The sequence below is a fragment of the Ruegeria sp. genome, assembly GCF_028066395.1.
In the GTDB taxonomy this organism is placed as follows: Bacteria; Pseudomonadota; Alphaproteobacteria; order Rhodobacterales; family Rhodobacteraceae; genus Ruegeria.
The window spans coordinates 29863-53939 of record NZ_JALCBM010000005.1 but is presented as its reverse complement, the minus strand read 5'-3'; the positions used below and the strand labels follow the sequence as shown (position 1 = coordinate 53939).

Annotated in this window: 26 protein-coding genes; 5 read left to right on the top strand and 21 right to left on the bottom strand. The window is 59.5% G+C overall.

Going from position 1 to position 24077, the window contains the following annotated elements:
• Window positions 1–243: 243 nt before the first annotated feature.
• Window positions 244–1158, bottom strand: coding sequence for an AEC family transporter (locus MPJ51_RS03000; RefSeq protein ID WP_298381565.1), 915 nt, complete (start codon window positions 1156–1158; stop codon window positions 244–246).
• A gap of 43 nt (window positions 1159–1201) precedes the next feature.
• Window positions 1202–2104, bottom strand: coding sequence for a LysR substrate-binding domain-containing protein (locus MPJ51_RS02995; RefSeq protein ID WP_298381563.1), 903 nt, complete (start codon window positions 2102–2104; stop codon window positions 1202–1204).
• 122 nt (window positions 2105–2226) lie between these two features.
• Here MPJ51_RS02995 and MPJ51_RS02990 point away from each other — a divergent pair, with 122 nt between their 5' ends.
• Genes MPJ51_RS02990 through MPJ51_RS02970 form a run of 5 tightly spaced genes read left to right on the top strand, consistent with a single transcriptional unit; the run spans window position 2227 to window position 6490 of the window.
• On the top strand, window positions 2227–3006 hold the full coding sequence (locus MPJ51_RS02990; RefSeq protein ID WP_298381561.1) for a 5-oxoprolinase subunit PxpA: 780 nt from the start codon (window positions 2227–2229) through the stop codon (window positions 3004–3006).
• 23 nt (window positions 3007–3029) lie between these two features.
• Entirely contained in the window at window positions 3030–3266 is a 237-nt protein-coding gene (locus MPJ51_RS02985; RefSeq protein ID WP_298381559.1) for an acetyl-CoA carboxylase, read from the top strand.
• A gap of 4 nt (window positions 3267–3270) precedes the next feature.
• Window positions 3271–4638 carry an acetyl-CoA carboxylase biotin carboxylase subunit gene (locus tag MPJ51_RS02980; protein ID WP_298381556.1) on the top strand — a complete coding sequence of 456 codons (1368 nt, stop codon included), beginning with the start codon at window positions 3271–3273 and terminating at the stop codon, window positions 4636–4638.
• Between the two features lie 15 nt (window positions 4639–4653).
• Entirely contained in the window at window positions 4654–5529 is an 876-nt protein-coding gene (locus tag MPJ51_RS02975) for an allophanate hydrolase subunit 1 (RefSeq protein ID WP_298381554.1), read from the top strand.
• Window positions 5519–6490: a biotin-dependent carboxyltransferase family protein gene (locus tag MPJ51_RS02970; RefSeq protein ID WP_298381552.1), complete on the top strand. Its 972-nt coding sequence runs from the start codon at window positions 5519–5521 to the stop codon at window positions 6488–6490. The genes MPJ51_RS02975 and MPJ51_RS02970 overlap by 11 nt, the downstream gene beginning before the upstream one ends.
• 4 nt (window positions 6491–6494) lie before the next feature.
• On the opposite strand, the gene MPJ51_RS02965 is transcribed toward MPJ51_RS02970, so the two are convergent.
• The 19 genes from MPJ51_RS02965 to MPJ51_RS02875 form a co-directional block, all read right to left on the bottom strand.
• Entirely contained in the window at window positions 6495–7469 is a 975-nt protein-coding gene (locus MPJ51_RS02965) for a CobW family GTP-binding protein (RefSeq protein WP_298381550.1), read from the bottom strand.
• A complete protein-coding gene (locus tag MPJ51_RS02960) occupies window positions 7470–7691 on the bottom strand; it encodes a hypothetical protein (protein WP_298381548.1) in 222 nt (73 codons plus the stop codon).
• Window positions 7692–7824: 133 nt separating this feature from the next.
• Window positions 7825–8727: a polysaccharide deacetylase gene (locus tag MPJ51_RS02955; RefSeq protein ID WP_298381546.1), complete on the bottom strand. Its 903-nt coding sequence runs from the start codon at window positions 8725–8727 to the stop codon at window positions 7825–7827.
• 47 nt (window positions 8728–8774) lie between these two features.
• Window positions 8775–10127, bottom strand: coding sequence for an amidase (locus MPJ51_RS02950; protein WP_298381544.1), 1353 nt, complete (start codon window positions 10125–10127; stop codon window positions 8775–8777).
• A 15-nt stretch (window positions 10128–10142) separates the two neighbouring features.
• A complete protein-coding gene (locus tag MPJ51_RS02945) occupies window positions 10143–11246 on the bottom strand; it encodes an ABC transporter ATP-binding protein (RefSeq protein WP_298381542.1) in 1104 nt (367 codons plus the stop codon).
• Between the two features lie 81 nt (window positions 11247–11327).
• The gene (locus MPJ51_RS02940) at window positions 11328–12545 is read right to left on the bottom strand and encodes an extracellular solute-binding protein (protein ID WP_298381540.1); all 1218 of its coding nucleotides are present in this window, start codon (window positions 12543–12545) and stop codon (window positions 11328–11330) included.
• 65 nt (window positions 12546–12610) lie between these two features.
• Window positions 12611–13366 carry an SDR family NAD(P)-dependent oxidoreductase gene (locus tag MPJ51_RS02935; RefSeq protein ID WP_298381538.1) on the bottom strand — a complete coding sequence of 252 codons (756 nt, stop codon included), beginning with the start codon at window positions 13364–13366 and terminating at the stop codon, window positions 12611–12613.
• Window positions 13363–14085, bottom strand: a complete 723-nt coding sequence (locus tag MPJ51_RS02930; RefSeq protein WP_298381536.1) for an SDR family oxidoreductase — start codon at window positions 14083–14085, stop codon at window positions 13363–13365. Before MPJ51_RS02930 ends, MPJ51_RS02935 begins: the two co-directional genes overlap by 4 nt.
• Window positions 14082–14933: an ABC transporter permease gene (locus MPJ51_RS02925; RefSeq protein WP_298381534.1), complete on the bottom strand. Its 852-nt coding sequence runs from the start codon at window positions 14931–14933 to the stop codon at window positions 14082–14084. The genes MPJ51_RS02930 and MPJ51_RS02925 overlap by 4 nt, the downstream gene beginning before the upstream one ends.
• Before the next feature lie 2 nt (window positions 14934–14935).
• The gene (locus MPJ51_RS02920) at window positions 14936–15805 is read right to left on the bottom strand and encodes an ABC transporter permease (RefSeq protein ID WP_298381532.1); all 870 of its coding nucleotides are present in this window, start codon (window positions 15803–15805) and stop codon (window positions 14936–14938) included.
• A complete protein-coding gene (locus MPJ51_RS02915; RefSeq protein WP_298381529.1) occupies window positions 15802–16884 on the bottom strand; it encodes an ABC transporter ATP-binding protein in 1083 nt (360 codons plus the stop codon). Before MPJ51_RS02915 ends, MPJ51_RS02920 begins: the two co-directional genes overlap by 4 nt.
• A gap of 238 nt (window positions 16885–17122) precedes the next feature.
• Window positions 17123–18100, bottom strand: coding sequence for a GntR family transcriptional regulator (locus MPJ51_RS02910; RefSeq protein WP_298381528.1), 978 nt, complete (start codon window positions 18098–18100; stop codon window positions 17123–17125).
• Window positions 18097–19332, bottom strand: a complete 1236-nt coding sequence (locus MPJ51_RS02905) for an extracellular solute-binding protein (protein WP_298381527.1) — start codon at window positions 19330–19332, stop codon at window positions 18097–18099. The genes MPJ51_RS02910 and MPJ51_RS02905 overlap by 4 nt, the downstream gene beginning before the upstream one ends.
• Before the next feature lie 213 nt (window positions 19333–19545).
• The gene (queF, locus tag MPJ51_RS02900) at window positions 19546–20007 is read right to left on the bottom strand and encodes a preQ(1) synthase (protein WP_298381526.1); all 462 of its coding nucleotides are present in this window, start codon (window positions 20005–20007) and stop codon (window positions 19546–19548) included.
• A 17-nt stretch (window positions 20008–20024) separates the two neighbouring features.
• Window positions 20025–20726, bottom strand: a complete 702-nt coding sequence (gene queE, locus MPJ51_RS02895; RefSeq protein WP_298381525.1) for a 7-carboxy-7-deazaguanine synthase QueE — start codon at window positions 20724–20726, stop codon at window positions 20025–20027.
• Window positions 20723–21076 (bottom strand): 6-carboxytetrahydropterin synthase QueD, encoded by a 354-nt coding sequence (queD, locus tag MPJ51_RS02890; RefSeq protein ID WP_298381524.1) that lies wholly within the window; start codon window positions 21074–21076, stop codon window positions 20723–20725. Before queD ends, queE begins: the two co-directional genes overlap by 4 nt.
• Window positions 21076–21774: a 7-cyano-7-deazaguanine synthase QueC gene (queC, locus tag MPJ51_RS02885; RefSeq protein ID WP_298381523.1), complete on the bottom strand. Its 699-nt coding sequence runs from the start codon at window positions 21772–21774 to the stop codon at window positions 21076–21078. Before queC ends, queD begins: the two co-directional genes overlap by 1 nt.
• Window positions 21775–22385: 611 nt before the next feature.
• Window positions 22386–23234, bottom strand: a complete 849-nt coding sequence (locus MPJ51_RS02880) for a hypothetical protein (RefSeq protein WP_298381521.1) — start codon at window positions 23232–23234, stop codon at window positions 22386–22388.
• A gap of 129 nt (window positions 23235–23363) precedes the next feature.
• Window positions 23364–24077: acyl-CoA dehydrogenase (locus tag MPJ51_RS02875; protein WP_298381520.1), on the bottom strand; the 714-nt coding region annotated here is incomplete at its 5' end.

Sequence of the window (24077 nt, the reverse complement as noted above, 5' to 3'; positions counted from 1 at the left end):
GAAACGCATGAACGGCCCGATCAATCAGACGCGTGTGAAAGGTGGTCAGCGCCCAATGCATGACCACCTTTCAGACGTTCCCCGCGCTTGAAATTTCACCCGACATCTAAAGGCATTGCGCCGATTTACACCTTGTGAATGCAGCTGCAAAATCCGGGCGCCCGGCGTGGATTGATGCCTCTGAAATCCGATCCATCAGCGGCCGGGATTGGCCCCAAAACTGTGTTATTCAGTAAATAGTCATCACCCCAGAATGGCGATGATGACGGGTAAGGTCACAGCAGACAAAGCTGTTCCGAAAAACACGGCGCGTGCAGCCAATTCCGTGCTGATGCCTTCGGCCCGGGCCATTACGTAGACATTGGCTGCCGGTGGAAGGCCGCCCATTATGATCGCCGTGGCAATCCAGATGGGATCAAACCCGCCAAAGATCACGAACAGGCCAGCCACAAGCAACGGGTGCAGCACAAGCTTCCCGACAAGACACACGCTCAGCGGTATCTCAAGATGGTTTGCCGTGCGACGGGACAGGGTCAGACCCAGCGAGAACAATGCCGCAGGGGCTGCGGCGTTACGAAAGCCGTCCAGCGGCGTGTTGATAAAGTCGGGCATGGTCAAGCCACTGGCGGCAAACACAAGCCCGGCCAAAGTGGCCAGAATGAACGGGTGCTGAATGACCTTCCCCAAGGACCCAACTAGCCCCCGAACCGAAAACCCTTCGGCGCGGATCATGGCGGGCCAGATCGAGAAGATCAGCAAGACATCCGCGCAAAAGATAAAGGCCGCCGGGGCACCTGCCGTGGGACCCAGGACGGCAACGGTCAATGTCGGGCCCATGTAGCCGATATTGGAGTAACTGGCGGACAGGCCGTAGACGGCAGCGTGATCACCGGATTTGGCAAAACGACCGACGCCCCATCCGAACAGGAACATAAGCCCAGTCGCCATCGTGGTGAGGATCAGAAAGCCGACAATGTCAGAGGTCCCGTCCGGAAGCGTACGAACCGATTGAAACAGCAAGGCCGGGAGGGCGATGTAAAACACGAACGCGTCCAGCCATTTCTGCCCCTCGGCAGAATGCCTGAGCAGTTTCTCGGCGACAACGCCTGCCAGAATATAGACGAAGAAGGGCGCGACAAGCCCGAGGCCAACAATCATTGCCAGCATTGGTTGCAAGAAAAGCGACAGACTGCAAGCGGCGTCAGAATGCGGGCTTGGGCAACAGGAATGAATTGGTGAAGTAATCCCGCAGCACCCGCGTCGCGTCTGACAAATGCGCCTGTTTGCGAAACGCCATGCCGACATCCATGGTCGGGATGGCGACAGTGGTCTGGACGGTTTCGATCCGCCGACCCTCAAGCGACCAGGGGCGATACACCATGTCCGACAGGATCGTCACGCCATGGCCGTTCGCAACCATGGAGCGGACCGCCTCGACCGATGAGGTGCGCAGCTTTATGTCAGGCGCGCAGTTATGCGCATTCCAGTATTTCATGCTGGTATGCGCCGCCTCGTCCACTGTCAGCATGACATACGGCTCTTGCGCGATATCCTGCAATGCGACCCGATCCTGATTACCCAGCGGATGACCCGCAGGCACCCAAAGCCTGCGTTGCGAATTGAGCAAAGTCACCGTCTCGATCATCGGGTTCTGAATGTTCGAGGTCAGCGCCACCGCCATGTCGATTTGACCGGACTGCAGTTGCTGTTCGATGCTTTGGCGATTCAGTTCGACGATCTGAATGTCCAGCCCCGGATAAAGCTGGGTCAGGCGGCCCAGATGGTAGGGTAGAAAATAGCCGATAACCGTGTAGGTCGCCGCCATCCTGATCACCCCCGACATGTTGGAATCCCGCTGATCCAACACGCGTGCCGCGTCAAGCCGTTCAAGAATGTCCCGTGCAGAGTGCAGGAATTGCTGCCCGGCCTCAGTCATCTCCATACCCTGCGCGCGACGGGCGAAAAGCGTTGCGCCAAGAATGGCCTCAAGCTCGCGAATGGCACTGGTGACGGCGGATTGTGAGATCGACAAAAGCTTTGCCGCCCGGCTGACCTGTCCGGTTTCAGCCGTGGCAACGAAATACTTCAAGTGTTTGAAATTCATGGCCCCGGCACCCGTGCAATCATCATCTGTTTTTGTGATAATACATGAGCAAAAAAAAGAAATATCAATTTTCTAAGAAATGCCAATGATTGCCCTGCGGTTTGAAACAGAGGGCTTGGCGCATGCGGACGATCGTCGATCTGAACTGCGATATGGGCGAAGGGTTTGGCCATTGGGTGCTGGGTGATGCACCCGAGGACAAGATCATGGACGTCATCAGCTCTGCCAATATCGCGGCCGGGTTCCATGCAGGCGATCCGAATTCCATGGACCGGATGGCGAAGCTGGCACAGACCCATGGTGTGGGTCTTGGGGCGCATCCCGGATATCTCGACCTCAGGGGGTTTGGTCGCCGCTACATCAACATGAACCCGGCTGAATTGATCAACGATGTGGTCTATCAGGTCGGGGCAATCCGCGAATTCGGGCGGCGCCACGGCGTGCCGCTGCAGCATGTGAAACTGCACGGCGCGCTTTACATGGAAGCGGCGGTAAATGAGGACTTGTCTCAGGCGCTGGTTGACACGTTGCAGGTCATCAGCCCCGATGCCCTGCTGTTTTGCATGGGGATGTCCAAAACATACTCTGCTGCAAAACGCGTGGGCCACCCCGTGATCCGCGAATTTTTCGCCGACCGGGATTATGACAACTCTGGCTCGATTGTGTTTGCCCGGCAGGTCGGGCGCCCCGATCCAGCGCAGGTCGCCGAGAAATGCGTCAAGGCCTGCAAGACCGGCAAAGTTACCACTGTGGAAGGGGACGAGCTGGAGATCGCGTTTGAATCGATCTGCTTTCATTCGGACACCCCCGGCGCGCTTGAGATGGGGCGCGCCATTCGCAAGGGCCTGACGGACAACGGAATTCAGATCGCGACCGCCGGTGAAATCGCGGCGACGCTGTAATCGACATGCACAGGAGACAACGGATGGCAGAGATACAATCGCCCGTGCCCGGAACATTCTATACGCAAGCAACACCCGACGCGCCGGTCTACAAGGTCAAGGGCGATGCTGTGGCCGTTGGGGATGTGATCGGGCTGGTTGAGGTCATGAAAACCTTCATCGAGATCAAATCCGACGTCGCCGGAACCTTCGCCGGGTATTCGGTGGAAAACGAAGCCGCCGTAACAGCCGGTCAGACATTGGCGCAACTGGACGGCTGAGCCCATGCCCATCAAGCGTTTGTTCATTGCCAACCGGGGCGAGATCGCCGTTCGGATCATCCGCGCGGCGCAAGGAATGGGCATCCACACGATACAGGCCCATTCCGAAGCTGACGCCGAGATGCTGGCGGTGCGCATGGCGGATGAGGCGGTCTGTGTCGGCCCTGCGCAAGCATCACAATCCTATCTGAATATCGAGGCGTTGGTGCAAGCGGCCCGCGATTGCAATGCCGACGCCGTTCATCCCGGGTATGGTTTTCTGGCCGAGAACGCCAATTTCGTTCGTGCGGTTGAGGCAGCGGGCATGCGTTTTGTCGGGCCATCTGCCGACACGATTGACCGGATGGGCGACAAGGTCTCGGCCCGTCAGGCGGCGCAGGCGGCGGGGGTGCCCGTTGTTCCGGGCTCTCAAGGTCGGGTGGAAACGCCCGAGGACGCTTTGGCGACAGCAGCCGAGATCGGGTATCCGGTGATGATCAAGGCTTCGGCCGGGGGCGGCGGCAAGGGTATCCGCATTGCCCATTCTGCCGAAGAGCTGGCGCAAATGGCCCCGCAGGCGCAGGCCGAGGCGCAAGGCGCCTTTGGGGATGGCGGGCTGTATCTGGAACGCGCCATTGCATCGCCGCGCCATATCGAGGTTCAGATTCTGGGCGATGGCACAAACGCGGTCCATTGCTTTGAGCGCGAATGCTCGATGCAGCGCCGCCGCCAGAAAGTGTGGGAAGAGGCCGGTGCGGTCTGTCTGGATGATGCAACCCGCGAAAGGCTGTGTGCATCAGCCGTAGCTCTGGCCCGGTCGGTGAACTATGTCGGGGCGGGCACGCTGGAATACCTGTATGACAGTGCCACGAATGAGTTCTTCTTTATCGAAATGAACACCCGCATTCAGGTCGAACACCCGGTGACCGAGATGATCACAGGTCTGGATCTGGTGCAGGAAATGATCCGAGTGTCGGGGGGTGAGACGCTCTCGGTCACGCAGGATGACATCACGCGCAGCGGGCATGCGATCGAAGTGCGCATCAATGCCGAAGACCCGGCGCTGCAGTTCATGCCCTTTCCCGGTCAGGTCGGTCAGATGCAACTGCCCACAGGTGACGGCGTTCGGTTCGATCACTTTCTCTACGAAGGGTATCAGATTCCACCCTTTTACGACTCGCTGCTGGGCAAACTGATCGTCCATGCCCCGACGCGCGCTGCCGCCATCGCGAAACTGGCCACCGCGCTGGATGATCTGTCGCTGGCGGGGCTGAAGACCACCATTCCCCTGCATCAGGCGCTGGCCGCAGATGCCCATGTGCTGGCCGATGACATCCACACCCAATGGCTGGAACCCTGGCTGGACGCGGGCAACCTCAGCGCGACGCCATAACCAAGGAGACGCACCGTGAAGACACGATACACCTACGGTGGCGATGAACACATCTATGTTGAAATGGATGATGAAATGTCGCTGGACGCTTTCTTCAAGTCCCTGTCGATGAGCAACGCCGTCCGTGACGCAGGCATCGACGGGGTGACCGAAATATGCCCCGCCAACGCGTCGTTTCAGGTCAAGTTCGACCCTGACGTGATCAGCCCCGATCAGATGATGGAGCGGATCAGGAACCTTGAACACAAGGCCGAAGATGCCGACAAACGTCTGAAAACGCGGATCATCGAAATTCCGGTCTATTATCAGGACCCGTGGACGCATGAGACCCTGATGCGGTTCCGTGAACGTCATCAGGACCCCGACGGCACCGATCTGGACTATGCCGCGCGGATCAACGGCTATGACAGCGCCGAGGCGTTTATCGAGGCGCATCACGCGCAGCCGTGGTTCGTGTCGATGGTGGGATTTGTGGCCGGTCTGCCGTTTCTGTATCAACTGGTCGCGCGGGACAAACAGCTGCAAGTGCCCAAATACCTGCGCCCGCGCACCGATACGCCCAAACAGACGGTTGGCTATGGCGGGTGCTTCTCGTGCATCTATTCCGTGCGCGGGGCGGGTGGGTATCAGATGTTCGGGATCACGCCGATGACCATCTTCGACCCGACCCAGCAGGTCAGCTATCTGCGCGACTTCATGGTGTTTTTCAAACCCGGCGACATCGTCAAATGGAAACCTATCGACCGGGCTGAATATGACCGCATCCTGACCGAGGTCGAAGCAGGCACCTACGCGCCGCGCATTGCCGAGGTCGATTTCGACCTCGATGCATTCAACGCCGACATGACCGGCACCAATGCCAAGCTGATGGAGGCCCTCAATGACGCTTAAGATACTCTCTCCGGGCTTGTCGACCTCGATTCAGGATCTGGGGCGCCCCGGCTATTTTCATCTTGGAATTCCCATCGGCGGGGCAATGGACCGGTTCGCGTTGCGCTGTGCCAACATGCTTGTCGGAAATCCCGAAGGCGCAGCCGGGTTCGAGGTGGTGTTCATGGGCCCCGAGATCGAATTCATGCAGGATGCTCTGGTCGCCGTCACGGGGGCCGATCTACCGCCCAAGGTCGACGGGGACCCGCAACCGATATGGACGGCGTTCCCTGTCAAAAAGGGCCAGACGCTCAGCTTTGATTTCCTCAAGTCCGGCGCGCGTGCCTATATCGCGATCAGCGGCGGAATAGATACGCCGCCCGCACTTGGTAGCCGCTCGACCTATCCGATTGGTGCTTTGGGCGGCATTGAGGGGCGCGCCATTCAGGCCGGAGATATGATCCCCGTCGGCGACGCCGATGCGATTGAACCGGGATACTCGGTCCCCGAAAGCCTGCGTCGCGGGCCGGGCACGCCTGCGGAATTGCGGGTCCTGCCGGGGCTATACTGGCACCGGCTGACCGAAAAGGCACAGCAGGGATTTTTCGCCGATGACTGGTCCGTCGCGCCCGAGGCGGATCGCATGGGCTATCGCTTCAAAGGCGGCAGCCCGCTGGAATTTGTCGACCGGGAACAGCCTTTTGGCGCGGGGGCCGACCCGTCGAATATCGTTGACGGGTGTTACTCCTACGGCTCGATTCAGGTGCCGGGCGGGTTAGAGCCGATTGTGCTGCATCGTGATGCGGTGTCGGGCGGTGGGTATTTCACGCTGGGTGCCATCATATCGGCAGATATGGACCTGATCGGACAATTGCAGCCGCATACGCCGGTGAAATTCAGACAGGTTGATATGGACCAAGCCCTGACCGCGCGCCGCGCGCGAAAAGACAGGCTACGCCAAATTCGAACCCATCTGGGCTAAGATATCATCCCCCGCTCAGGGAAAAATAGCTGAGGGATTTGCCAAGATCCTCTTTCGCGAAGTTGCGGCCAATGAACACGATTTCATTGGCCCGCCGGGTTGCAGAGGGGGGCAGAATCTCGGGCGCCTGAACCGAATTGCGCACACCTTGCAGCAACAGAAAGCCCACCGATGTGTCAAACACGCCCTTCACCCTGACGATGTCATGGCCACGGGCATGCAAAAGCGCCGAAAGCCAGACCGAAAATGCGGCCCAGTCCACGGATGCGTCGATCTTCAGGCGCGTGGGCTCGATGGCGGGCAGCCGGGACAGCTCGGCCAGTGCGGGAATATCGATCGGGGCCGCAGTGGGATCGGGTTCGGACTTGGCCGCCCCGCCCCGGATCGCGGCAGAGATTGCGGCCCCGGGGTTCAACCGTTTCAAGGTCGCATGAACGGCGCTGAACGCGCTGGGCAATTGGGCATCCACCTTTGTCAGAATGATCCGGTCCGCAGCTTCGATCTGCGCCCGCCCCAGACGCTCGGTCCCGAGTTGCTGGATGATGTTGACCGAATCCGCCAGCACGATGATTTCGTCCAGCAAGATATGATACACCAGCATCGGATCGGCCTGAATCGCCGTTGCGATGGCCGCCGGATCGGCCAGCCCGCTGGTTTCCAGAACGATGTGTTCCAGGCGGGCTTTACCGGAGTCCGTCTGGCTGCGTTCGTTGCAAATCTGGCGCAAGGCACCAAGCAGATCGCCCTGCCCAGCGCAACAGGCGCAGCCCCCGGCCAGCAGTGTCAGCCCAGAGGCATGCTGTTGCAAAAGCGTATCGTCCACCGGGGTTTCCGCCGCTTCATTGACCAGGATATGAGCCCGACCAAACCGCCCCTCATACAGTTGATGGCGCAGCCAGGTGGTTTTGCCCGACCCTAGATAACCGCCCAGAATGGTCAACCGCAGACGGGTGTCGGTGGGTGCATCCTGCCCGGGCATTCAGGCCGCCGCGCGCAGGAATCTGGCGTCCAGCGGATCAAGCGCGGTTCCGGTCTGGGCTTCGGCCTCGGACCATACCGCTTCGAGGTCGGGCACGATCACCGTGCGTCCGGTGAAAGACCGTAACTGGATGCCGGGTGTCCGCCCGTCGTCATGGACCGCAAGACCATAGCTGTTCAGAATCTTGTTCAGAATTCGGGCGCGGCGAAATTTCAGCTGCAACCTGTCACCGGCGGTGTTTGCTCCGGCGTCTGTCCAATGGCCCGGTCTGGTCGGGAAGCCACAGGCGCTGCACATCGCATATCCTCCTGAAGGGGGTGTGCCAAAGGGGCGTCACCCCTCTGGCTGGGGAAGATCAGATGACCTCGGGGCGTTTGTCGCTGTCGAACGGATAGCGGGCGCGGAAATCATCGGCGATGGTGTTGAAATCCACCCATTCGACGCCGGAATGACCGTTGATATAGTCAATCAGACGTTCCAGCATCAGCAGCACCTGCGGGCGCCCTGCAACATCGGGGTGAATGGTGATGGGGAAGATGCCATAGTCCATCTCGCGATAGACCCAGTCGAACTGGTCCCTCCAAAGCTCTTCAATATCGCGCGGATTGACGAAACCGTGGCTGTTGGGGGCGTTCTTGATGAACATCATCGGCGGCAGGTCATCCACATACCAGTTGGCACCGATATCCACGAGGTCGATTTCCTTGCCGTGTTTCAGCGGATGCATCCACTCGCCCGCGGTTTTGGAATAGTCGATCACGTTCCATTCGTCGCCCACACGGGCATAAAACGGCTGGAAGTCGCGGTAGCTTTGGCTGTGGTCGTAGGAAAAGCCATACTTGCCCAGCAAGGCGGCAGTGACGTTGGACATCTCCCACCAGGGCGCAACGTAGCCCCTGGGGGCCTCGCCGGTCAGACCCTTGATCAGTTCGATGGATTTGACCAGCACGTCCTCTTCCTGGGTCGGGGTCATCGCCACCGGGTTTTCATGCAGATATCCGTGCGCGCCGATTTCATGACCGGCCTCGACGATCATGTCCATTTCCTTGGGAAAGGTCTCCAGCGAATGGCCGGGAATGAAGAAAGAGGTGCGCATCTCGTATTTCTTGAACAGACGCAGAAGGCGCGGGATACCGACCTCGGTCGCGAAAATGCCGCGCTGAATATCGTTCGGAGAATCTCCACCGCCATATGAGCCGATCTGGCCGGCGACGGAGTCGATGTCCGTCCCAAAGGCGCATAGAATTTTCTTTGTCATGATGTTTCTCCTCTGTGCATTCAAGGTTTCTGAGTTCTTCGGATGGATCAGCCGCGTATGATGTCCTCGGTCGCCAGCGCCGCCGCCAGCACCGCGCGGTCCCGGCCATGGGGTGCGGAAAGCAGGAGGCCGGTCGGCATAGCGTTCCGGTCTTTTCCGTTGGGGATCGATACGCCGGGCCAATCCAGAAAATTGCCCAGCGATGTGTTGCGCAGTGTCAGACCGTTATGGTCGAAGAACACGTCCTGATCGGCTTCAAGCGGGGCGATCTCCATCGCGGTGGTGGCGGTGGTCGGGCACAGCACCACACTGTCGCCGATCAGGGCTGCGGTGTCCGCCATCAGCCGGGTGCGCGCCTGTTGCAGGATGACCAGATCAACCGCGCTCATCGAAGCGGCCTGCAGGACCCGCCGAACGACACGGGCATCCATCTGTGCGGCTTCGGGGCCGTTGACCCGATCCTGATGGATGGCCAGGGCTTCGGCACCAGCCAGAAACCCGTGCTGCGCCATCAAATCCAGCACGTCCTGCAACTGCGGCATCGAGATACGGGACACGCGCGCGCCGCTGCGTTCCAACCGCGTGACGGTGGCGTCGAAGTTGCGCAGAACATCGGGGCTTGCGTCCTCAAACATCACCTGATCGGGGATGACGAAACTCAACTTGGCAATCTCTGCCGGTTCGATTTGCGGTTGGGACAATCCCCGCAGAACCGCGTCGATCAGAACGCAATCAGCAACGCTGTTGGCAAGCGGGCCGATGGTGTCAAGCGACTGCGCCAGCGGGAACACGCCCGCCATCGGATAGCGCCCCATCGAGGGTTTGTACCCGACGACGCCGTTGAACGAGGCCGGAATGCGCACCGACCCGCCCGTGTCCGATCCCATGGACATGGGCACAATGCCCGCCGCCACAACGGCCCCGGACCCCGAGGATGAACCACCCGGGCTGCGCGGCGCATCCTTGGCCGCATGGATATTGCGCGGGGTGCCGTAATGCGGATTCAGACCGATACCGGAATAGGCGAATTCGGTCATGTTGACCGTTCCCACCGAGGTCATTCCAGCCCTGGCCGCCTGCGCCACGATGGGTGCATCGGTTGCAGCGGGACGGTTGGGTTTCAGAACAACAGACCCGGCTGTGGTCACGCGACCCTTGAGGTCGAACAGGTCCTTCCAGGCGGTCGGCACCCCGTCGACCGGGCTGGCGGGGATGCCTGCGCGCCATCGCAGGTGCGCGGCTTCGGCCTCGGCCATGGCGCGGTCTTTCAGCAGGTCGATGAACAAGGCCGGGTCATTGTGGCCCTTGATCCTGTCAAACACACCCTCGGCCAGTTCAACCGGGTCCGTTCGGCCTGCCTGCAGATCGGCTGCCATATGCGTGATGGTCTGGTTGGTCATCTCATCCGGCCCCCGTCACGCAATCATCGTTGCGCCGCCGGGCAGCCAGGCGACGTAAGCGGGGGCACCGACGGTCAGGCGCCCACGGTATTTGTCGACATGCCCTTCGGTATTGATGGTGTCGCCGTTTTCCAGCCGGACCAGCATTTGCATGATGTGGCCGATGACTTGCAGCCGTTCGATCTTGCAAGGGATGACGTTCGAGCCGAACCTGCCGCGCAGCTCGCTTTCATCGGTTTCTCCCGGGATCAGCTCAACGGCTTCGGCGGGCAGGACGATACTCATCCTTTCACCTTTGGTATGCGCGATGTCGATCCGGTTGGTCCCGGAAATCGCACCGAAGGGCGTGTCGAGGGTAATCGTCTGGCCCGCAGTCGTAACAACGGTGCCGGGAATGATGGTGTTCGACCCGATGAACCGGGCGACGAACGCGCTTTGCGGTCGGGTGTACAGCTCTCGCGGTGGACTGATCTGTTCGATCCTGCCCGCGTTCATCACGATGATGCGGTCCGACAGCGCCAGCGCCTCGGACTGGGCGTGGGTGACGAACACGAAGGTAATGCCAAGTTCCCGCTGCAGCAGCTTCAGCTCGTTCTGAATGCTTTTGCGCAGGTTGGCGTCCAACGCGCCAAGCGGTTCATCCAGCAACAGAATATCGGGCTCAACCACCAGCGAACGCGCCAGCGCGATCCGCTGCCGCTGACCGCCAGACAACCGGCCGGTCGGCATTTCCGAGATATCGAGCAAGCCCAGCTTGTCCAGAATACCATCCACCTTGCGGTCGGCCTCATCCCGAGGAAGACCCTTGACCTCAAGCCCGAACCGGACGTTCTGGCGCACATTCATATGCGGGAACAGCGCGTAGTTCTGGAAGATCATCGAGGTTGGGCGCTTTTCCGGCGGCTGATCATTGACCCGCTGCCCTCGGATCAGCAAATCGCCCGTGGTCACGCTTTCAAACCCCGAGATCATGCGCAGCGTTGTCGACTTTCCGCACCCGGACGGGCCCAGAAAAGCGATGAACTCACCCTTCTCGACGTCCAGATTAAAGTCGATGACGGCGGGCGTGCCGTTGTCATAGACTTTGCCAACGTTTTTGAGTTGCAGATCGTAAGCCAAGGACGTCGCACCCTTTTGAACTGTATTCTTGAAAAGTGGGGAAGAGGTTCAGCCGATGGTCCCGGCTGAACCTTTGATGTTTTAGGCCGACAGGAACTCGTCCCATTTCTGGATCAGCAGGTCGTACTCATCCGGCCACTGATGCCAGTACGCGACATTTGCGGCGCGGGTTTCCAGCGAACCGCCATCGCGCAGGTCGCCTTCCTTGATGCCGCGCTCGGTGGCGCCGACCCAAGGCTTGCCCTCGTACCAGAAGGCATATTTGTCGGGGTCCATGACGGCTTTGACGTTGGTGGTGGGCGAGTAATAGCCCTGTTCCGACACCGCGATGGCGGGCGGGCCGGACAGCCAGTAATCGGCATAGGCCGTTACCGCCTCAAGGTTCGGGGATGTCTTGAGCGGCGATATACCGATGGACCAGCCGCGATAGCCTTCTTTCATCGTTGCATAGGAACACTCGACCCCCTGCGCCTTGACCGCCATAACCGCCGGTTGCCACGCATCCGCAATGATCATCTCGCCCGACGCCAGAAGGTTCACCAACTCGCCAAAGTCACCCCAAAGGGCGCGGAACTGGCCGTCTTTCTTCTTTGCGATCAGGAATTTCGAGGCCTCTTCGATAGATGCCGCATCCGGGTTGCCCGGGTTTTCGACCTCAAGCAGGCCCAGCGCGTTCATGGCCAGAATAGCCTGACCAAAGGCAATCAACGGATCCACGTTCAGGCCGGTCTTGCCCTTGAACTTTGGATCGAACAACGCGGCCCAGGTTGACGCTTCTTCCGCATCCACAAGGTCGGGGCGATATCCGATGGAGTCATAGTTATAGACCGTCGGCACCATGTTCAGGCGCGTCTGGCTGTCGTCCTCCCAGATTTGCCCGACGATCTGGCGATTGCGGTCCCAACGATCCGACGCCGTGGTGAAGGTATCGCGGATGCCCGACCAGTTCTTCAGATCACTTGCGGTCACCGGGGCCAGCTTGTCGGTTGCAACCATCGCGGCCAGCCGTTCACCGATGATTTCCCAGCAATCATAAGCGTCCGTCCCGGACAGGATCTCGGTCTGGGTATTCGGGAAGATATCGGCCTTGCCGTTGACCGAGGCCACACCCGATTGCTGCTGGAAATCGTTCAGGATGCGCTCTTGAACCGTGACCGACAGGCCGACAGTGCGCAGTTCCTGATCTCCCAGATTGGCAGCGAACGCCTGTTGCGCGCCAAGGAACGGCATTCCACCCGCCGCCAGTGCTGCACCCCCTGCAGTTGTCTGGAGGAATTTCCGTCGTGAATACGTATTCATGTCTTTTCTCCTTGTTGAGGTCGAGTGTCTTTGTTCTTGGTTTTGGGCCGGTGGCCCCGCTGTATTCAGTACCGTCCGACCAACAGGCCACCATCTACAGCAATCACTTGTCCGGTGAGGTACCGCGCCCCATTTGAGGCAAGGAAAACAACGACATCCGCGATGTCGTCAGGCTCTCCAATGCGGCCCATCGGAATGTTCTCTCCGGCGGTTTCTGCCCCGGCGGGCCCCAGCGAATGTTCTTCGGATAAAAGTTGCGCGGTGCGGATATAGCCCGGTGCCACACCGTTCACGCGCACGCCGTCCCGGGCCAGTTCAACGGCCAGACCGCGCACCAATCCCACCACGCCTGCCTTGGCCGAGGAATAGTGAACATGTTCATCCCAGCCATAGGCGACACCCATGATCGAGGACAGGCAGACGATGTTTCCCGAACCGCGCGCTTTCATGCCCGCAATGGCGGGGCGGATCACCCGGAACATGCCCTTCAGGTCGATGTCAAAGGTGTGGTCCCACTTTTCATCTGTCAGCTTGTCCAGCGGCACCCGATGGGCGATGCCTGCATTGGCGACGATTGTGTCAACGCCCCCATGGCGTGCTTCGACATCAGCGACCAGCGCATTTGCGCGCGCCGTATCGCGAACGTCCAGGGGATGGAACTCGGCGCTGCCGCCTGCGGCCTGAATTTCGGCGACGACGGCCTGGCCCTCGGCCTCAAGCACGTCGGTCACAATCACGGTGTCGCCTTGTGCCGCAAAGGCATGCGCACAGGCCCGACCGATGCCGATGCCGCCTCCGGTGATGAACACGGTATCGCTCATAGCATCACGTCTCCTGAATTGGGGCAGAGGGTTTGGCCGACATAAATGCGCGCGGCGTCCGAGCACAAAAACGCGACCGTGTCCGCCACGTCCCCGGGTTCCCCGAAATGGCCCAGCGGAAGCTCGGCCGCCTTGGCCGCCTGCCAATCGGGCGACAGGGCACGCACCAGCGGAGTGTTGATCGGGCCGGGGGCGACGGCGTTGATGCGTATCCCCTTTGCCGATACCTCACGCGCAAGGGCTTTCGTCATGCCCAGAATGCCCGCCTTGGCCGCCGAGTAGTGAACCAGCTCAACACCGCCGATCTGCCCCAGTTGCGAGGCCACATTGACCACGCAGCCTTTATTCGCGTTTAACATTTCATGAAGAACGGCCTTGGTGCACAGGAATGTCCCGCGCAGATGGACGGCGATCATGCGGTCGAATTCGTCTATCGACAGATCGGCAAAGCTGGCCTGATGGACATGCCCGGCATTGTTGACCAGATGTGTCGGCGTGCCGAAGGCCCGTTTGCACTGCGCCACCATATCCGCGACATCGGCGGGATCGGATACATCGCCATGATGGGCCGCAGCCGCCGGGCCGATCCGTGCCACCGTTGCATCGGCGGCACTGGCGTCATGGTCGTTAATCAGCACCTGATAACCATCGCCCGCCAGCCTTTCGGCAATGGCCTGCCCGATGCCGGACCCGGCGCCTGTGACAATCGCGATGGTCATGAGATGTCCTCCTGCATCGCGATCTTCTTGGCGCGCCGCACGCTGAGGCCCATCAGGATGCCGTAGATCGCCAGCAGCGAGAATGAGAACAGCGTTGTCATCACACCGAAGGCAAAGATGTTGGGATGAATCTCGACCGAGAAAGTTCCGTAGATGGCCAGCGGCAAGGTTTGGTCGCGGCCCGACGCAAACAGGGTGCGCGGGAACTCATCAAAGCTGAGCGTGAAGGCAAACAGCATCGCCGACAACACGCCGGGAAAGATCAGCGGGAAGGTCACTTTGCGGAACGTGCGCGCGGGGGAGACACCCAGCGACCACGCCGCTTCCTCGACCGAGCCGTCAAAGCGATTCAGGATCGCCAGCATCACCAGAAAGGCGAAGGGGAAGGTATAGACCACATGCGCGACAAAGGCGGTTGTCCACCAATGACGCTCGACACCCACAACGTTGTTGGCCAGCAACGAGGTCCCAAGGCCAGTCAGAACCCCGGGCACCATCATGCCCAGAACGATCAGGTAAAAGACGATGCCCGCCCCCTTGAAACGGCGGCGAAAGGCCTGCGCTGCCATTACACCCAGAACCGTGGCGGTGACCATCGTCATGAAGGCCAGTGTCAGCGACCGCAGCAATGCCTCGCCCACCGGCAGCGGTGCGATGCGCGAAGGTGGCGTCAGGCCAAACAAGTGCCGGTACCAATAGGTTGACCATTCGATGATGGGGAATTGCGGCCCGCCCTCGGGCCCCTGCTGAAAGGAAAGGATACCCAGCACGATGAACGGGCCATACAGGAACAGGATAAACGCGGCGACGTAGACGGCGAGAACGGGTTTGAGGAGCTTGGAGTCCATGATCACAGCTCGCTTTTCAGGTCGACGATGCGCAGGAAACCGGCCACGACGATGCCAAGAAGAATGGTCAGGATAACCCCCACAACCGAGGCCATCGCCCATTTGAGCGAGCCCACCTGCGTGACGATGATATTGCCCAGCAGGTTCACCTTGCGGCCCGACAGCGCGCCGGATGTTGCGAACTCACCCAGAACCATCACACTGACGAAAATCGCGCCCACCACGACACCCGGCAGGCTGAGCGGGAAGATGATTTTCCAGAAGATGCGCCCGAAGCCCGCGCCCAGATCGCGCGCGGCCTCGATGATGTTGCGGTCGATGCGGCCCAGCATGAAGGCAATCGGGCCGACCATGAACACGACATAGATCTGCGTCATGCCGATAATCACCGAAAGCTCGGAGAACAGCAGAACCTCGATCGGGCTGTCGATCAGCCCCAGTTCCTGCAGGATAATGTTGATCGCCCCTTCCTTGCCCAGCATTGGTCGCCAGGCCAGCACCCGGATCAGGAACGAGGTCCAGAACGGGATCACGCACAGGACAAGCAGCACCGTCGAGACGGTCTTGCTTTTGACCAGCAACCCCACAAACAGCGCAGCCGGGTAGCCGATGATGAAGGTCAGCGCAAGGACGATCAGCCAAAGTCGCAGCGTGGTCCAGAGCGCCCCGACATAAGCCTCGGAACTGAAGAAGTTCTTCCAGCTGTCCAGCGTCAGGGTGGAATTGATGGCAAAGGTGGTCTGCGTCCAGAACGACACGTAGACGATCATCATGATCGGGGCGACCAGAAACAGGATCATCCAGAACACACCCGGCGCCAGCAGCCAGCTTGTATATCCGTTGCGTTCAGTGGACGGCGCGGTGGTGCTCATGCCGCGGCCTCCCTACCAAATACGATGGCATGCTCGGGGTCCCAGGACAGGATGTAGTCCTGCCCGACCTCGTATTCGCCGGGGTCACCAAAGCTGAGATGGTGGTCGACCTCGACCTGCTTGTGGTCGGCGGTTTCAAAGAACGAAATGACCGACGACCCCAGATATTCGCTGGCCAGATAACGGGCAGGCAAGGCCGGGCCGGGCAGCGCGTCGCCCTTACGGAATGCCTTCGTGCGGTCATAGCGGATGGCATAGACATCCGTGTCGTTGTGCCGTGCGTTTTGCACAGGTGCCGAACCGAACGGCCCCCGGAAAGTGTTGTCCGAGAGGGTCCCGTCAAACAGGTTGAACCGGTTCAGGAACAGGGCCACATCCGAGCTGGCCGGGGTGTCGTGGATCTGTTCGGGGGTGCCGGATTGGATGATGCGCCCCTGATCCAGAACCGCCACGGTATCGCCCATGGCCAGTGCTTCGGTCTCACTGCCGGTGACATGCAGGAAAGTGACATCCAGACGCTCACGAATGTGCCGAAGCTCGGTCTGCATACGGCTGCGAAGATTGGCGTCCAGGGCGCCAAGCGGTTCGTCCAGCAGCACCAGTTTCGGCTGCATGACCAGGGTTCTTGCAAGGGCCACGCGCTGCTTCTGACCGCCGGAAATCTGGTCGGGTACGCGATCTTCCAACCCTTCCAGCCCGACCAGACCAACCATGTCCCGGACGCGGGTATCGATTTCGGTGCCCGCAACATCCTCGATACCGTTGCGCAGCCCGAAGGCGATGTTTTCGAAAACACTCAGGTGCGGAAACAGCGCGAAGTTCTGAAACACGAACCCGATCCCGCGCTTATGGGCAGGCAGATCTGTGATGTCCTGACCCAGAAAATGAATGCGACCGGTATCGGGTTTCTCGAACCCTGCCATCACGCGCAACAGGGTCGTTTTGCCCGACCCCGAAGGCCCCAGCAAAGAGATGTATTCATTCTGTGCGGCCTCGAACGAAATGTCGTTCAATGCGATCAACTCGCCAAACTGCCGCGAGACATTGTCCAGCCTGAAGATGGATTCCGTATGACCCATTCATTTCCTCTTTAGGTATTCAGGCCGCAGACAGTTTCATGTCCATTCCGTGCTCTTGCCCGGACGTCAGAGCAGAGCTTTCAGGCGCACCTGATTAAAACGCACTTCGTATGAAAGTTTGCATTTATTTATGCGTCAATATCCATCTTTTGCGAAAAAACACCGCTCAAATGGAAATTTTCTTTGTATAAATCTGAAATGGTCAGATTATAAAATGATTATCGGATACTGAATTCAATTATAGTGGTGAGAGGTATTCTGGAATCGCTTCCGCTTCGGGAACCAGCGCAACGATTTTCAGCCGCGCCACATTCTTGTCCGCCAGTAGGCGCAAATGCTCTTTCAGATACTCGGCAGCTGCGCTGATCTGACGGGAGCCGATCAGATCAAACAGGATGCGATATTGATCGACGGCGACGTGGTCCGCCGGTAGGCCCAGACGGTTCAGCGCCTCGTTTACCGATGACAGCAACAGCCGGTTGTTGCGGATCATCTCGACCAAGGCGGTGTTTGGCGCCCTTTCAAGGCAATGTTTCTGGAACGCCGCCTCATAGGCGTCGGATTCGCGGGTCAGGCCCTGTCGGATCTGATCGCGCACCTTGTTGATTTCGGCAGGCTCGATGAAATCCGCAGCCAGGGTCAGCGCGGCAGGCTCGACAATCGCGCTAAGCTGGTACTTTTCGCGCAGAACATGCGCCGTGAGCGGACCCGCCAACCAATGCGAGGACGCGCCCTTGCGAATAAGCCCGCGTTCGTTCAGGCGGCTCAGAACATCCCGGGCGACCGTGCGGCTGACACCCAGATGATCGGCCAGTTCGGTTTCAATCAGCCGGAATTCTCCAAACACCTGACAGGCGGCGACATCAGCTTCGACCTGATCATAAACACGCATCCATGTGCCACGGATCGCCAGCGCCGATCTGGAGCGATCGGGGATATCCAACTGAAATTCACTGATAGGCCGTCGGATCGGGTCGAGGTCAGCCTGCCCCACCAGATAACCACGGCCGCGAAAACGGTGGATCAGCCCCTCTTCATGCAGTTTGCGCAGGGCGGCCTGAACCGGCGCGCGGCTGGTAAGCATAACCCGTGCAATTGGCCCTTCGATCAACACTAGACCCCGGGGAAGGCGCCCGGATTCGATGTTGCGCCGCAGGATCTGGCTGATGACCTCATAAAGCGGTTCCTGCCCGCGTATCCCCGATGCCCGGCTCATGGCTTGCCCTCCCGGACTGCCGAGATAAAGCGATTCCAGGCCCGGGCGGCGTAGTTATATTCGTCCATGACCGTATTCCACAGGGCAATGCGGCTCACCCGTTGATGATAGGCCCCGCCTGCGCGACGCCGCCCCTTGCGGACAACGGTCTGGCCGCTGGTGCCGACAAGGTCCGACCGGGCGATCTGACCATCGTACCAGTAATCCCATTCATCCTCGGTCAGATATTGCCGCGTATTTTCGGGAACGGTCATGTAATAGCCCTGCCGCGCCATGACGGCCCCGGCCTTGCCCGTCAGCCACCAGTTCAGGTATTCATAGGCCATGCCAAGCTTGGTCCCGGTCAGGTGCCGCGCAAGTGATGCCCCGCCATGCCACGCGCGATACCCTTCGCGGGGAACGCTTTCCACAAAATGCTCTTCCATGGGTCCGAGATTTCCATAGGACGGCGACCACATGCTTTGCGCCGCGACCTTTTCGGCATGCAGCAAAGCCTCGGCATCCTGAGCCGATTTCCAGCTGTCGCAGAAAAACCCCTGCTGCCTGAGCGTTTCAAGCAGCGCCATCAGGTTGTCGATTTCATCCACCGTCATGTTGCAGATATCAACAAAGCTTAGATCACCGCTGGCCTCAGCCGCCAAAGCCGCGTCGAAAAATCCAATCGCGGGTTCGTCCACGATTGCGATCCGCCCCTTGGCGCGCTTGTCCAGCAACCACGCCCAGCTTGACCCTTCCGGACCTTCATCCCCAAAGACGCGGCGGTCAAATCCGAATGAATCGACGTTATGGGCCGTCGGCAGCATCGAAATATACCGCATGGGCTGTTGTCCGATCACCCCATCGGGCTGAACGTAGAGCTTGCGCACCGGGGCGTCGCCATAGCCCTGTCGCATGTATTTGCTGACCCCGCCCAGCTTGGAAAGATCACCGATATTGCCCCATTCCGTGATGCGCTGGGTATCAATCGGCTGAAGGGCCCCCCAATGCCAGACAATGTCGAGGTTATGAAAACACTGCTCGTAAATATCATAGTGTTCGGGATGTGTTGCCGCGCGGCGCTGGCAGGTCAGGAAGTCCAGAGATTCATATTCGATGTCAAACTGCAGGTCTGCCATGGCCATCTGGCGAACGCTTTCCAGCAGCGTGACATCTGTTCCGATGATCCGCAAAGTGCGGCGCTTGACCCGTGGAGGCGCGGCAAGTTTATGCTCGACAGACAGGTCGATGGGCATTGGTTATCCAGATCACAAATCATCGCAAACACGCGTTGACGTCAAATCTAGCCGTCCCACCCGAACTCGTAAACGCCGAGTTTCCCCGAGATGCGTATCCGGCGGCCAGAGCCGGGTTCAAGACCCAACGACCCGGAAGGCGATGACTCCACGCCCTTGACCGCTTGAAGATCAATTCACGCCCGGACCCTCACCGGGTTCGCAGCTGCGTATTCAGCCCCGTCCGCGATAGGGCGGAACGCCCTGATCCGGAATCCAGACACCTTCGGGCAAGGGGCCGGTTTGCCAAAAGACATCAATCGGAATGCCGCCGCGCGGATACCAATAGCCACCGATGCGCAGCCAGCGCGGCTCCAGAAACTCCTGCAGGCGTCGTGCAATCGAGATGGTGCAATCCTCGTGAAATGCCCCGTGGTTGCGGAACGAACCAAGGAACAGTTTCAGCGACTTGCTTTCCACCAACCAGTCGCCGGGCACATAGTCGATCACCAGATGGGCAAAGTCCGGCTGCCCCGTCATCGGACAGAGCGAGGTGAACTCGGGCGCGGTGAAACGCACATTGTAATCCACGTCGGCCTGCGGGTTCTGCACACGCTCCAGAACGGCTTCTTCGGGGTTGGTCGGCAACACGGTGTCACCGCCCAATTGGGTGAGGTTGCTGTAGATATCACTCATATCCGTCTCCAGTTCGTTTAAACGCCGCGCTTGTTGCCCCAGACCAGCACATGCAGCTGAGGCAGAATACGCGGGGTGAACCATCCGATGTTCAGGGTCTTGTCGATCAGCCATTCCAGCCGTCCGGTGGCGTCGTTCAGATCGACCGGCAGATCGGGGTCGGTTTCCGGGTTGCCGGGCTGCAAGTACAGGGGAAGCTCCGGGTAGCGCCCGGCCACGTCCTGCGCCCAGCGGAAATCAGTATCGTCGAAGATCACGATCTTGAGTACCGTGTTGGCGGGGCGGACGGCCAGACAGGCGTCGAACGCGACCCAATCCATCTGCTCGCCACTGCTGGGTGGTTTCGGGCTGAGGACCAGCATTTCAAGGTCTGAAAACCAGGGCTTTGCGAGTGAACCTTGGGTCTCGCAGGCAAAGCGATAACCCTCCTCCAGACCGCGCTGGATCAAAGGGCCAAAGTCCTGAATAGCCGGGTTGCCACCCGACAGAGACACGGTCAGAGGTCTCCCACCGGATAGGTTCTGAACCTCGGCCCAGACATCTTCGGTGCTCATCACGGTCCAGTCATGGCGAAAGGCGCTGTCGACCGCGTGCAGGCTATCGCACCACGAACAGCGAAAATCGCACCCGCCTGATCGCACGAATACGGTAGGTTGGCCGATCAGCGCCCCTTCGCCCTGAACAGTGGGGCCAAAGATTTCAGCGATGCGCAGGGTCATGGCCGGTACTCGGCCCAGGTCTTGGGTGTTTCCGATATCTTTACCGCTGCCGTTTCCGGCCAGCGTGCCGCGCACCAGTCATAGAAGTGGCGGGCCATATTCTCGGCCGTGGTCACACAGTCCAACACGTCATTCAGGTGCTGGTGGTCGAACGTCTCGTCAATATAGGTCTTGAGGGGTTTCAACTCATGATAGTCCCGCACGAACCCGTCCTGATTGAGGTCGGCTGAGGCCAGTTCGACCACCACAATGTAGTTATGCCCATGCATCCGCGCGCATTGGTGTTCGTCCGGCAGATGGGTCAGTTGATGCGAGGCGGAGAAGTGGAACTCCTTGGTGATCCGATACATCAGGCACGCTTCCCTTCCACAGCCTGACGCCAAAACTCAGGGTCGGCATAAACCGTCGGGTCGGGCACACCGGCCAGATCAAATGCTTCGCGCCGCTCCACGCAGGTGCCGCAGCGCCCGCAATGCAGATCGCCGCCTTTGTAGCAGGACCATGTCTGATCGAACGGCGTGTTCACCCGCGCACCTTCGGCCACGATATCGGCCTTTGAACGGTGTACGAACGGCACATGCAGCGCCACATCCGCATAGCCGTCCAGCGCCGCGCGTTGCATGGCGTCGAACGCATCGGTGAAACCGGGTCGACAATCAGGATAGATGAAGTGATCGCCGCCATGCACCGCTGTCGCCACCGCGTCATCCCCCTGCGCCGCGGCGATGCCATAGGCGATGGTCAGCATGATTGCATTGCGATTTGGAACCACGGTGACCTTCATGCTCTGTTCTTCGTAGTGCCCGTCCGGCACGTCCAGATCATCCGTCAGCGCCGAGCCTGTCAGCGTCGCCCCGACCGAGCGCAAGTCGATCACGTGATGCGGCACACCCAACCGGATGGCGCAAGCGGCAGCAAAGTCGAGCTCTTTCGTATGGCGCTGGCCGTAGTCGAACGAGACGAGACGCGACAAGTCGCCGTTCTCGGCCAGCACATGCGCCAAAGATACGGAATCCAGTCCGCCAGAGCAGACCAAAGCAATTTTCATTATGTCAGTCCTTGTTTTGATATCCGGGTAGGCTGCGACCGGCAGGGGGTGTGCTACGATAAACTACGGGCAAGCTCAATGCAGTTATGTCTTCACATTTCTTACAGCTATCTTTGCTGTCATTTCCTGCGTGAACAGTCAGGCCTTTGGTAAAAATGAGGCCAAGCCATCTCCAGAAGGTCGCGAAACAGAGCCTGATTTGTTGCTTTGTCTGATTTGAATTTTGTACTGAAAGTTCAAAGGGAATGGCTGGCCCGTCACGCATCAATTAGTCTGGACCATCGACTTCCAGAAACTCAAACAGAGATTCATCCGCAACAACAGACGCCTGGACAGGAAAGTTGCTTTGTGGCGAAGCCGCATTTGTACTGTCGGTCAAGCACAGTAGCCCGCGATCTGTTTGTCTCCAAAGGTGGTTGCGCGCATTTTGAAATCAACGCACGGCTCCATTCTTGCGTGTCATCGACAATAACCTGACAATGCCGGCCTGCTCACATGCGTAAAAGCGTTTTGATTGGTGCGTCCCCGCTGAAATTCATCGAGGCGCTGGGGCGCTTACGCTCCCCTGCCTTTCGGCAGGAGAGGGCGATAGATTCTGAATTTGACGGGGGTTATTCAGCCGGGATCGAGAAAAGCTCACCCGTCTTGTAGTTCAGCAGATAGGCCGTGTCGCCATGATAGGCGATGTCGGCGATCCCTTCGCCCAAGTTGTCCGAGACGCTGTAATGCCCCAGATGGGAATCGGCGGTGTACAGCTTGCCGTCGTTGAAGCCGGTGGCGACATAGTTGATGCCCCGGCTGTCCTGACGGCGGATCAGGCCGTCGAAATTGGCCAACGGTTCCGTCTGTTCAGAAATCTTGCCATTCGGGCGAATGCGGGTCAGGCGGCCTGCTTCGCTGGTCGCCCAGGTGTTGGGGTCAGTGATCACGCCCCATCCGGCAACCATGATATCACCGATGGGCATGGCATAGATCCCGTTCGGCGCGCCCAGCGCTTCGTCCTGGATCAACACGCTCACCTCGCCACCGGAAATCTGATACACGGTGTTAAGCGGCGGGTCGGTGACGTAGATATCGCCCTTGGAGCTGACCGACAGGTCCAGCGGGAAACCACCTTCGGGCAATGCGATGGAATGCTGTTCCTTGGTTGCCAGGTCAATGATCAGAACTTCGCCAACCTCGACAACATACAGCTTGCCATCGACGATCTGCGATCCTTTCGGCCCGTTCAAACCCTCAACAAAGACTTCGGGCTCGGAAGAGCCGTTCGCAACCCGGGCGATGAACCCGTCGCCGTCCTTGCCGCCGAACTCACCAACAACAGAGATGAAGATGTCCCCGGTCGTCGGATCGACGGACAGCGCCTCGGCATTGGTATAACCGGTCTTGATCGAGTCTGCGGTCGCCGCAAAGGGTGCAAGAATGGCGCTGCACAAAAGTGGAATGTAAATATTTTTCAATGGATTACCCCTTTCAGGCGGGTTGGATTGATGAAACCGTGCAGACGGCCAGCCCACCTGGGGAAGAAATCCAACAAAATCTCTAAGATTTCTCATCACAAAGCTGCGAGCAGCCGGCTGTTGCTGCTATCAACAGCTTTCCGAGCGCTGTGCCAGCTTCAGATACCCGTCCCGTGTCTGCGGTGTCTTTATGCCCAGCAATGATCCGGCAACCTGCGTTTTCAGGATTTGCGCCGTGCCGCCGCCGATGGTGAACATGCGCACATCGCGGTACATTCTCTCTATGGGTTCACGGGCGCTGTATCCGCGCGCGCCGAATATCTGCAGCGCATCGTTGACAACCTTGATCGCGGCTTCGGTCGCAAACGCCTTGGCCCGGGCTGCCATCATAATGTCGGGGAAACCGCTGGGCCCCAGGCTTTGCGCGGCTTCGCGCAACATCAGACGGGATGCGTGGACCGAAGCGTCCATATCCGCCAGCATCCATTGCAGGCCCTGAAACTCCTGCAGCGGACGCCCGAATTGTTCACGTTCGCGCAGGTACCGCTTGGCATGATCCACAGCCCCGGCGGCGATACCCATACCAACCGCCCCGGCCCCGACGCGCTGGCTGTTATAGGCGGTCATCAGATCGGCAAACCCGCGCTTGAACCCCGAAGGCGGTTGCAGGACAAAGCGGCTCTCGACCTCAAGATCGGTGAATTTCAACTCGGCCTCGGGCATACCGCACAACCCCAATGTGCGCTCCCGCCCCACGACCTCGAACCCCTTGGGGGCAACGCCATTTGCCGGATCATAGTGGACGATGAACCCGGTGATGCCCTCGTCGGTTCCATCCTCGCC

What these genes read in the sequence shown, in the direction of transcription:
- queE (WP_298381525.1), bottom strand. Translation starts at nt 20,726, where the DNA reads ATGACCCTGCGCATCGCTGAAATCTTTGGCCCCACTGTTCAGGGCGAA.
- MPJ51_RS02910 (WP_298381528.1), bottom strand. Translation starts at nt 18,100, where the DNA reads ATGAGCCGGGCATCGGGGATACGCGGGCAGGAACCGCTTTATGAGGTC.
- queF (WP_298381526.1), bottom strand. Translation starts at nt 20,007, where the DNA reads ATGAGTGATATCTACAGCAACCTCACCCAATTGGGCGGTGACACCGTG.
- MPJ51_RS02990 (WP_298381561.1), top strand. Translation starts at nt 2,227, where the DNA reads ATGCGGACGATCGTCGATCTGAACTGCGATATGGGCGAAGGGTTTGGC.
- MPJ51_RS02915 (WP_298381529.1), bottom strand. Translation starts at nt 16,884, where the DNA reads ATGGGTCATACGGAATCCATCTTCAGGCTGGACAATGTCTCGCGGCAG.
- MPJ51_RS02935 (WP_298381538.1), bottom strand. Translation starts at nt 13,366, where the DNA reads ATGAGCGATACCGTGTTCATCACCGGAGGCGGCATCGGCATCGGTCGG.
- queC (WP_298381523.1), bottom strand. Translation starts at nt 21,774, where the DNA reads ATGAAAATTGCTTTGGTCTGCTCTGGCGGACTGGATTCCGTATCTTTG.
- MPJ51_RS02995 (WP_298381563.1), bottom strand. Translation starts at nt 2,104, where the DNA reads ATGAATTTCAAACACTTGAAGTATTTCGTTGCCACGGCTGAAACCGGA.
- MPJ51_RS02905 (WP_298381527.1), bottom strand. Translation starts at nt 19,332, where the DNA reads ATGCCCATCGACCTGTCTGTCGAGCATAAACTTGCCGCGCCTCCACGG.
- MPJ51_RS02970 (WP_298381552.1), top strand. Translation starts at nt 5,519, where the DNA reads ATGACGCTTAAGATACTCTCTCCGGGCTTGTCGACCTCGATTCAGGAT.
- MPJ51_RS02920 (WP_298381532.1), bottom strand. Translation starts at nt 15,805, where the DNA reads ATGAGCACCACCGCGCCGTCCACTGAACGCAACGGATATACAAGCTGG.
- MPJ51_RS02925 (WP_298381534.1), bottom strand. Translation starts at nt 14,933, where the DNA reads ATGGACTCCAAGCTCCTCAAACCCGTTCTCGCCGTCTACGTCGCCGCG.
- MPJ51_RS02930 (WP_298381536.1), bottom strand. Translation starts at nt 14,085, where the DNA reads ATGACCATCGCGATTGTCACAGGCGCCGGGTCCGGCATCGGGCAGGCC.
- MPJ51_RS02985 (WP_298381559.1), top strand. Translation starts at nt 3,030, where the DNA reads ATGGCAGAGATACAATCGCCCGTGCCCGGAACATTCTATACGCAAGCA.
- MPJ51_RS03000 (WP_298381565.1), bottom strand. Translation starts at nt 1,158, where the DNA reads ATGATTGTTGGCCTCGGGCTTGTCGCGCCCTTCTTCGTCTATATTCTG.
- MPJ51_RS02940 (WP_298381540.1), bottom strand. Translation starts at nt 12,545, where the DNA reads ATGAATACGTATTCACGACGGAAATTCCTCCAGACAACTGCAGGGGGT.
- MPJ51_RS02950 (WP_298381544.1), bottom strand. Translation starts at nt 10,127, where the DNA reads ATGACCAACCAGACCATCACGCATATGGCAGCCGATCTGCAGGCAGGC.
- MPJ51_RS02955 (WP_298381546.1), bottom strand. Translation starts at nt 8,727, where the DNA reads ATGACAAAGAAAATTCTATGCGCCTTTGGGACGGACATCGACTCCGTC.
- queD (WP_298381524.1), bottom strand. Translation starts at nt 21,076, where the DNA reads ATGTATCGGATCACCAAGGAGTTCCACTTCTCCGCCTCGCATCAACTG.
- MPJ51_RS02965 (WP_298381550.1), bottom strand. Translation starts at nt 7,469, where the DNA reads ATGCCCGGGCAGGATGCACCCACCGACACCCGTCTGCGGTTGACCATT.
- MPJ51_RS02980 (WP_298381556.1), top strand. Translation starts at nt 3,271, where the DNA reads ATGCCCATCAAGCGTTTGTTCATTGCCAACCGGGGCGAGATCGCCGTT.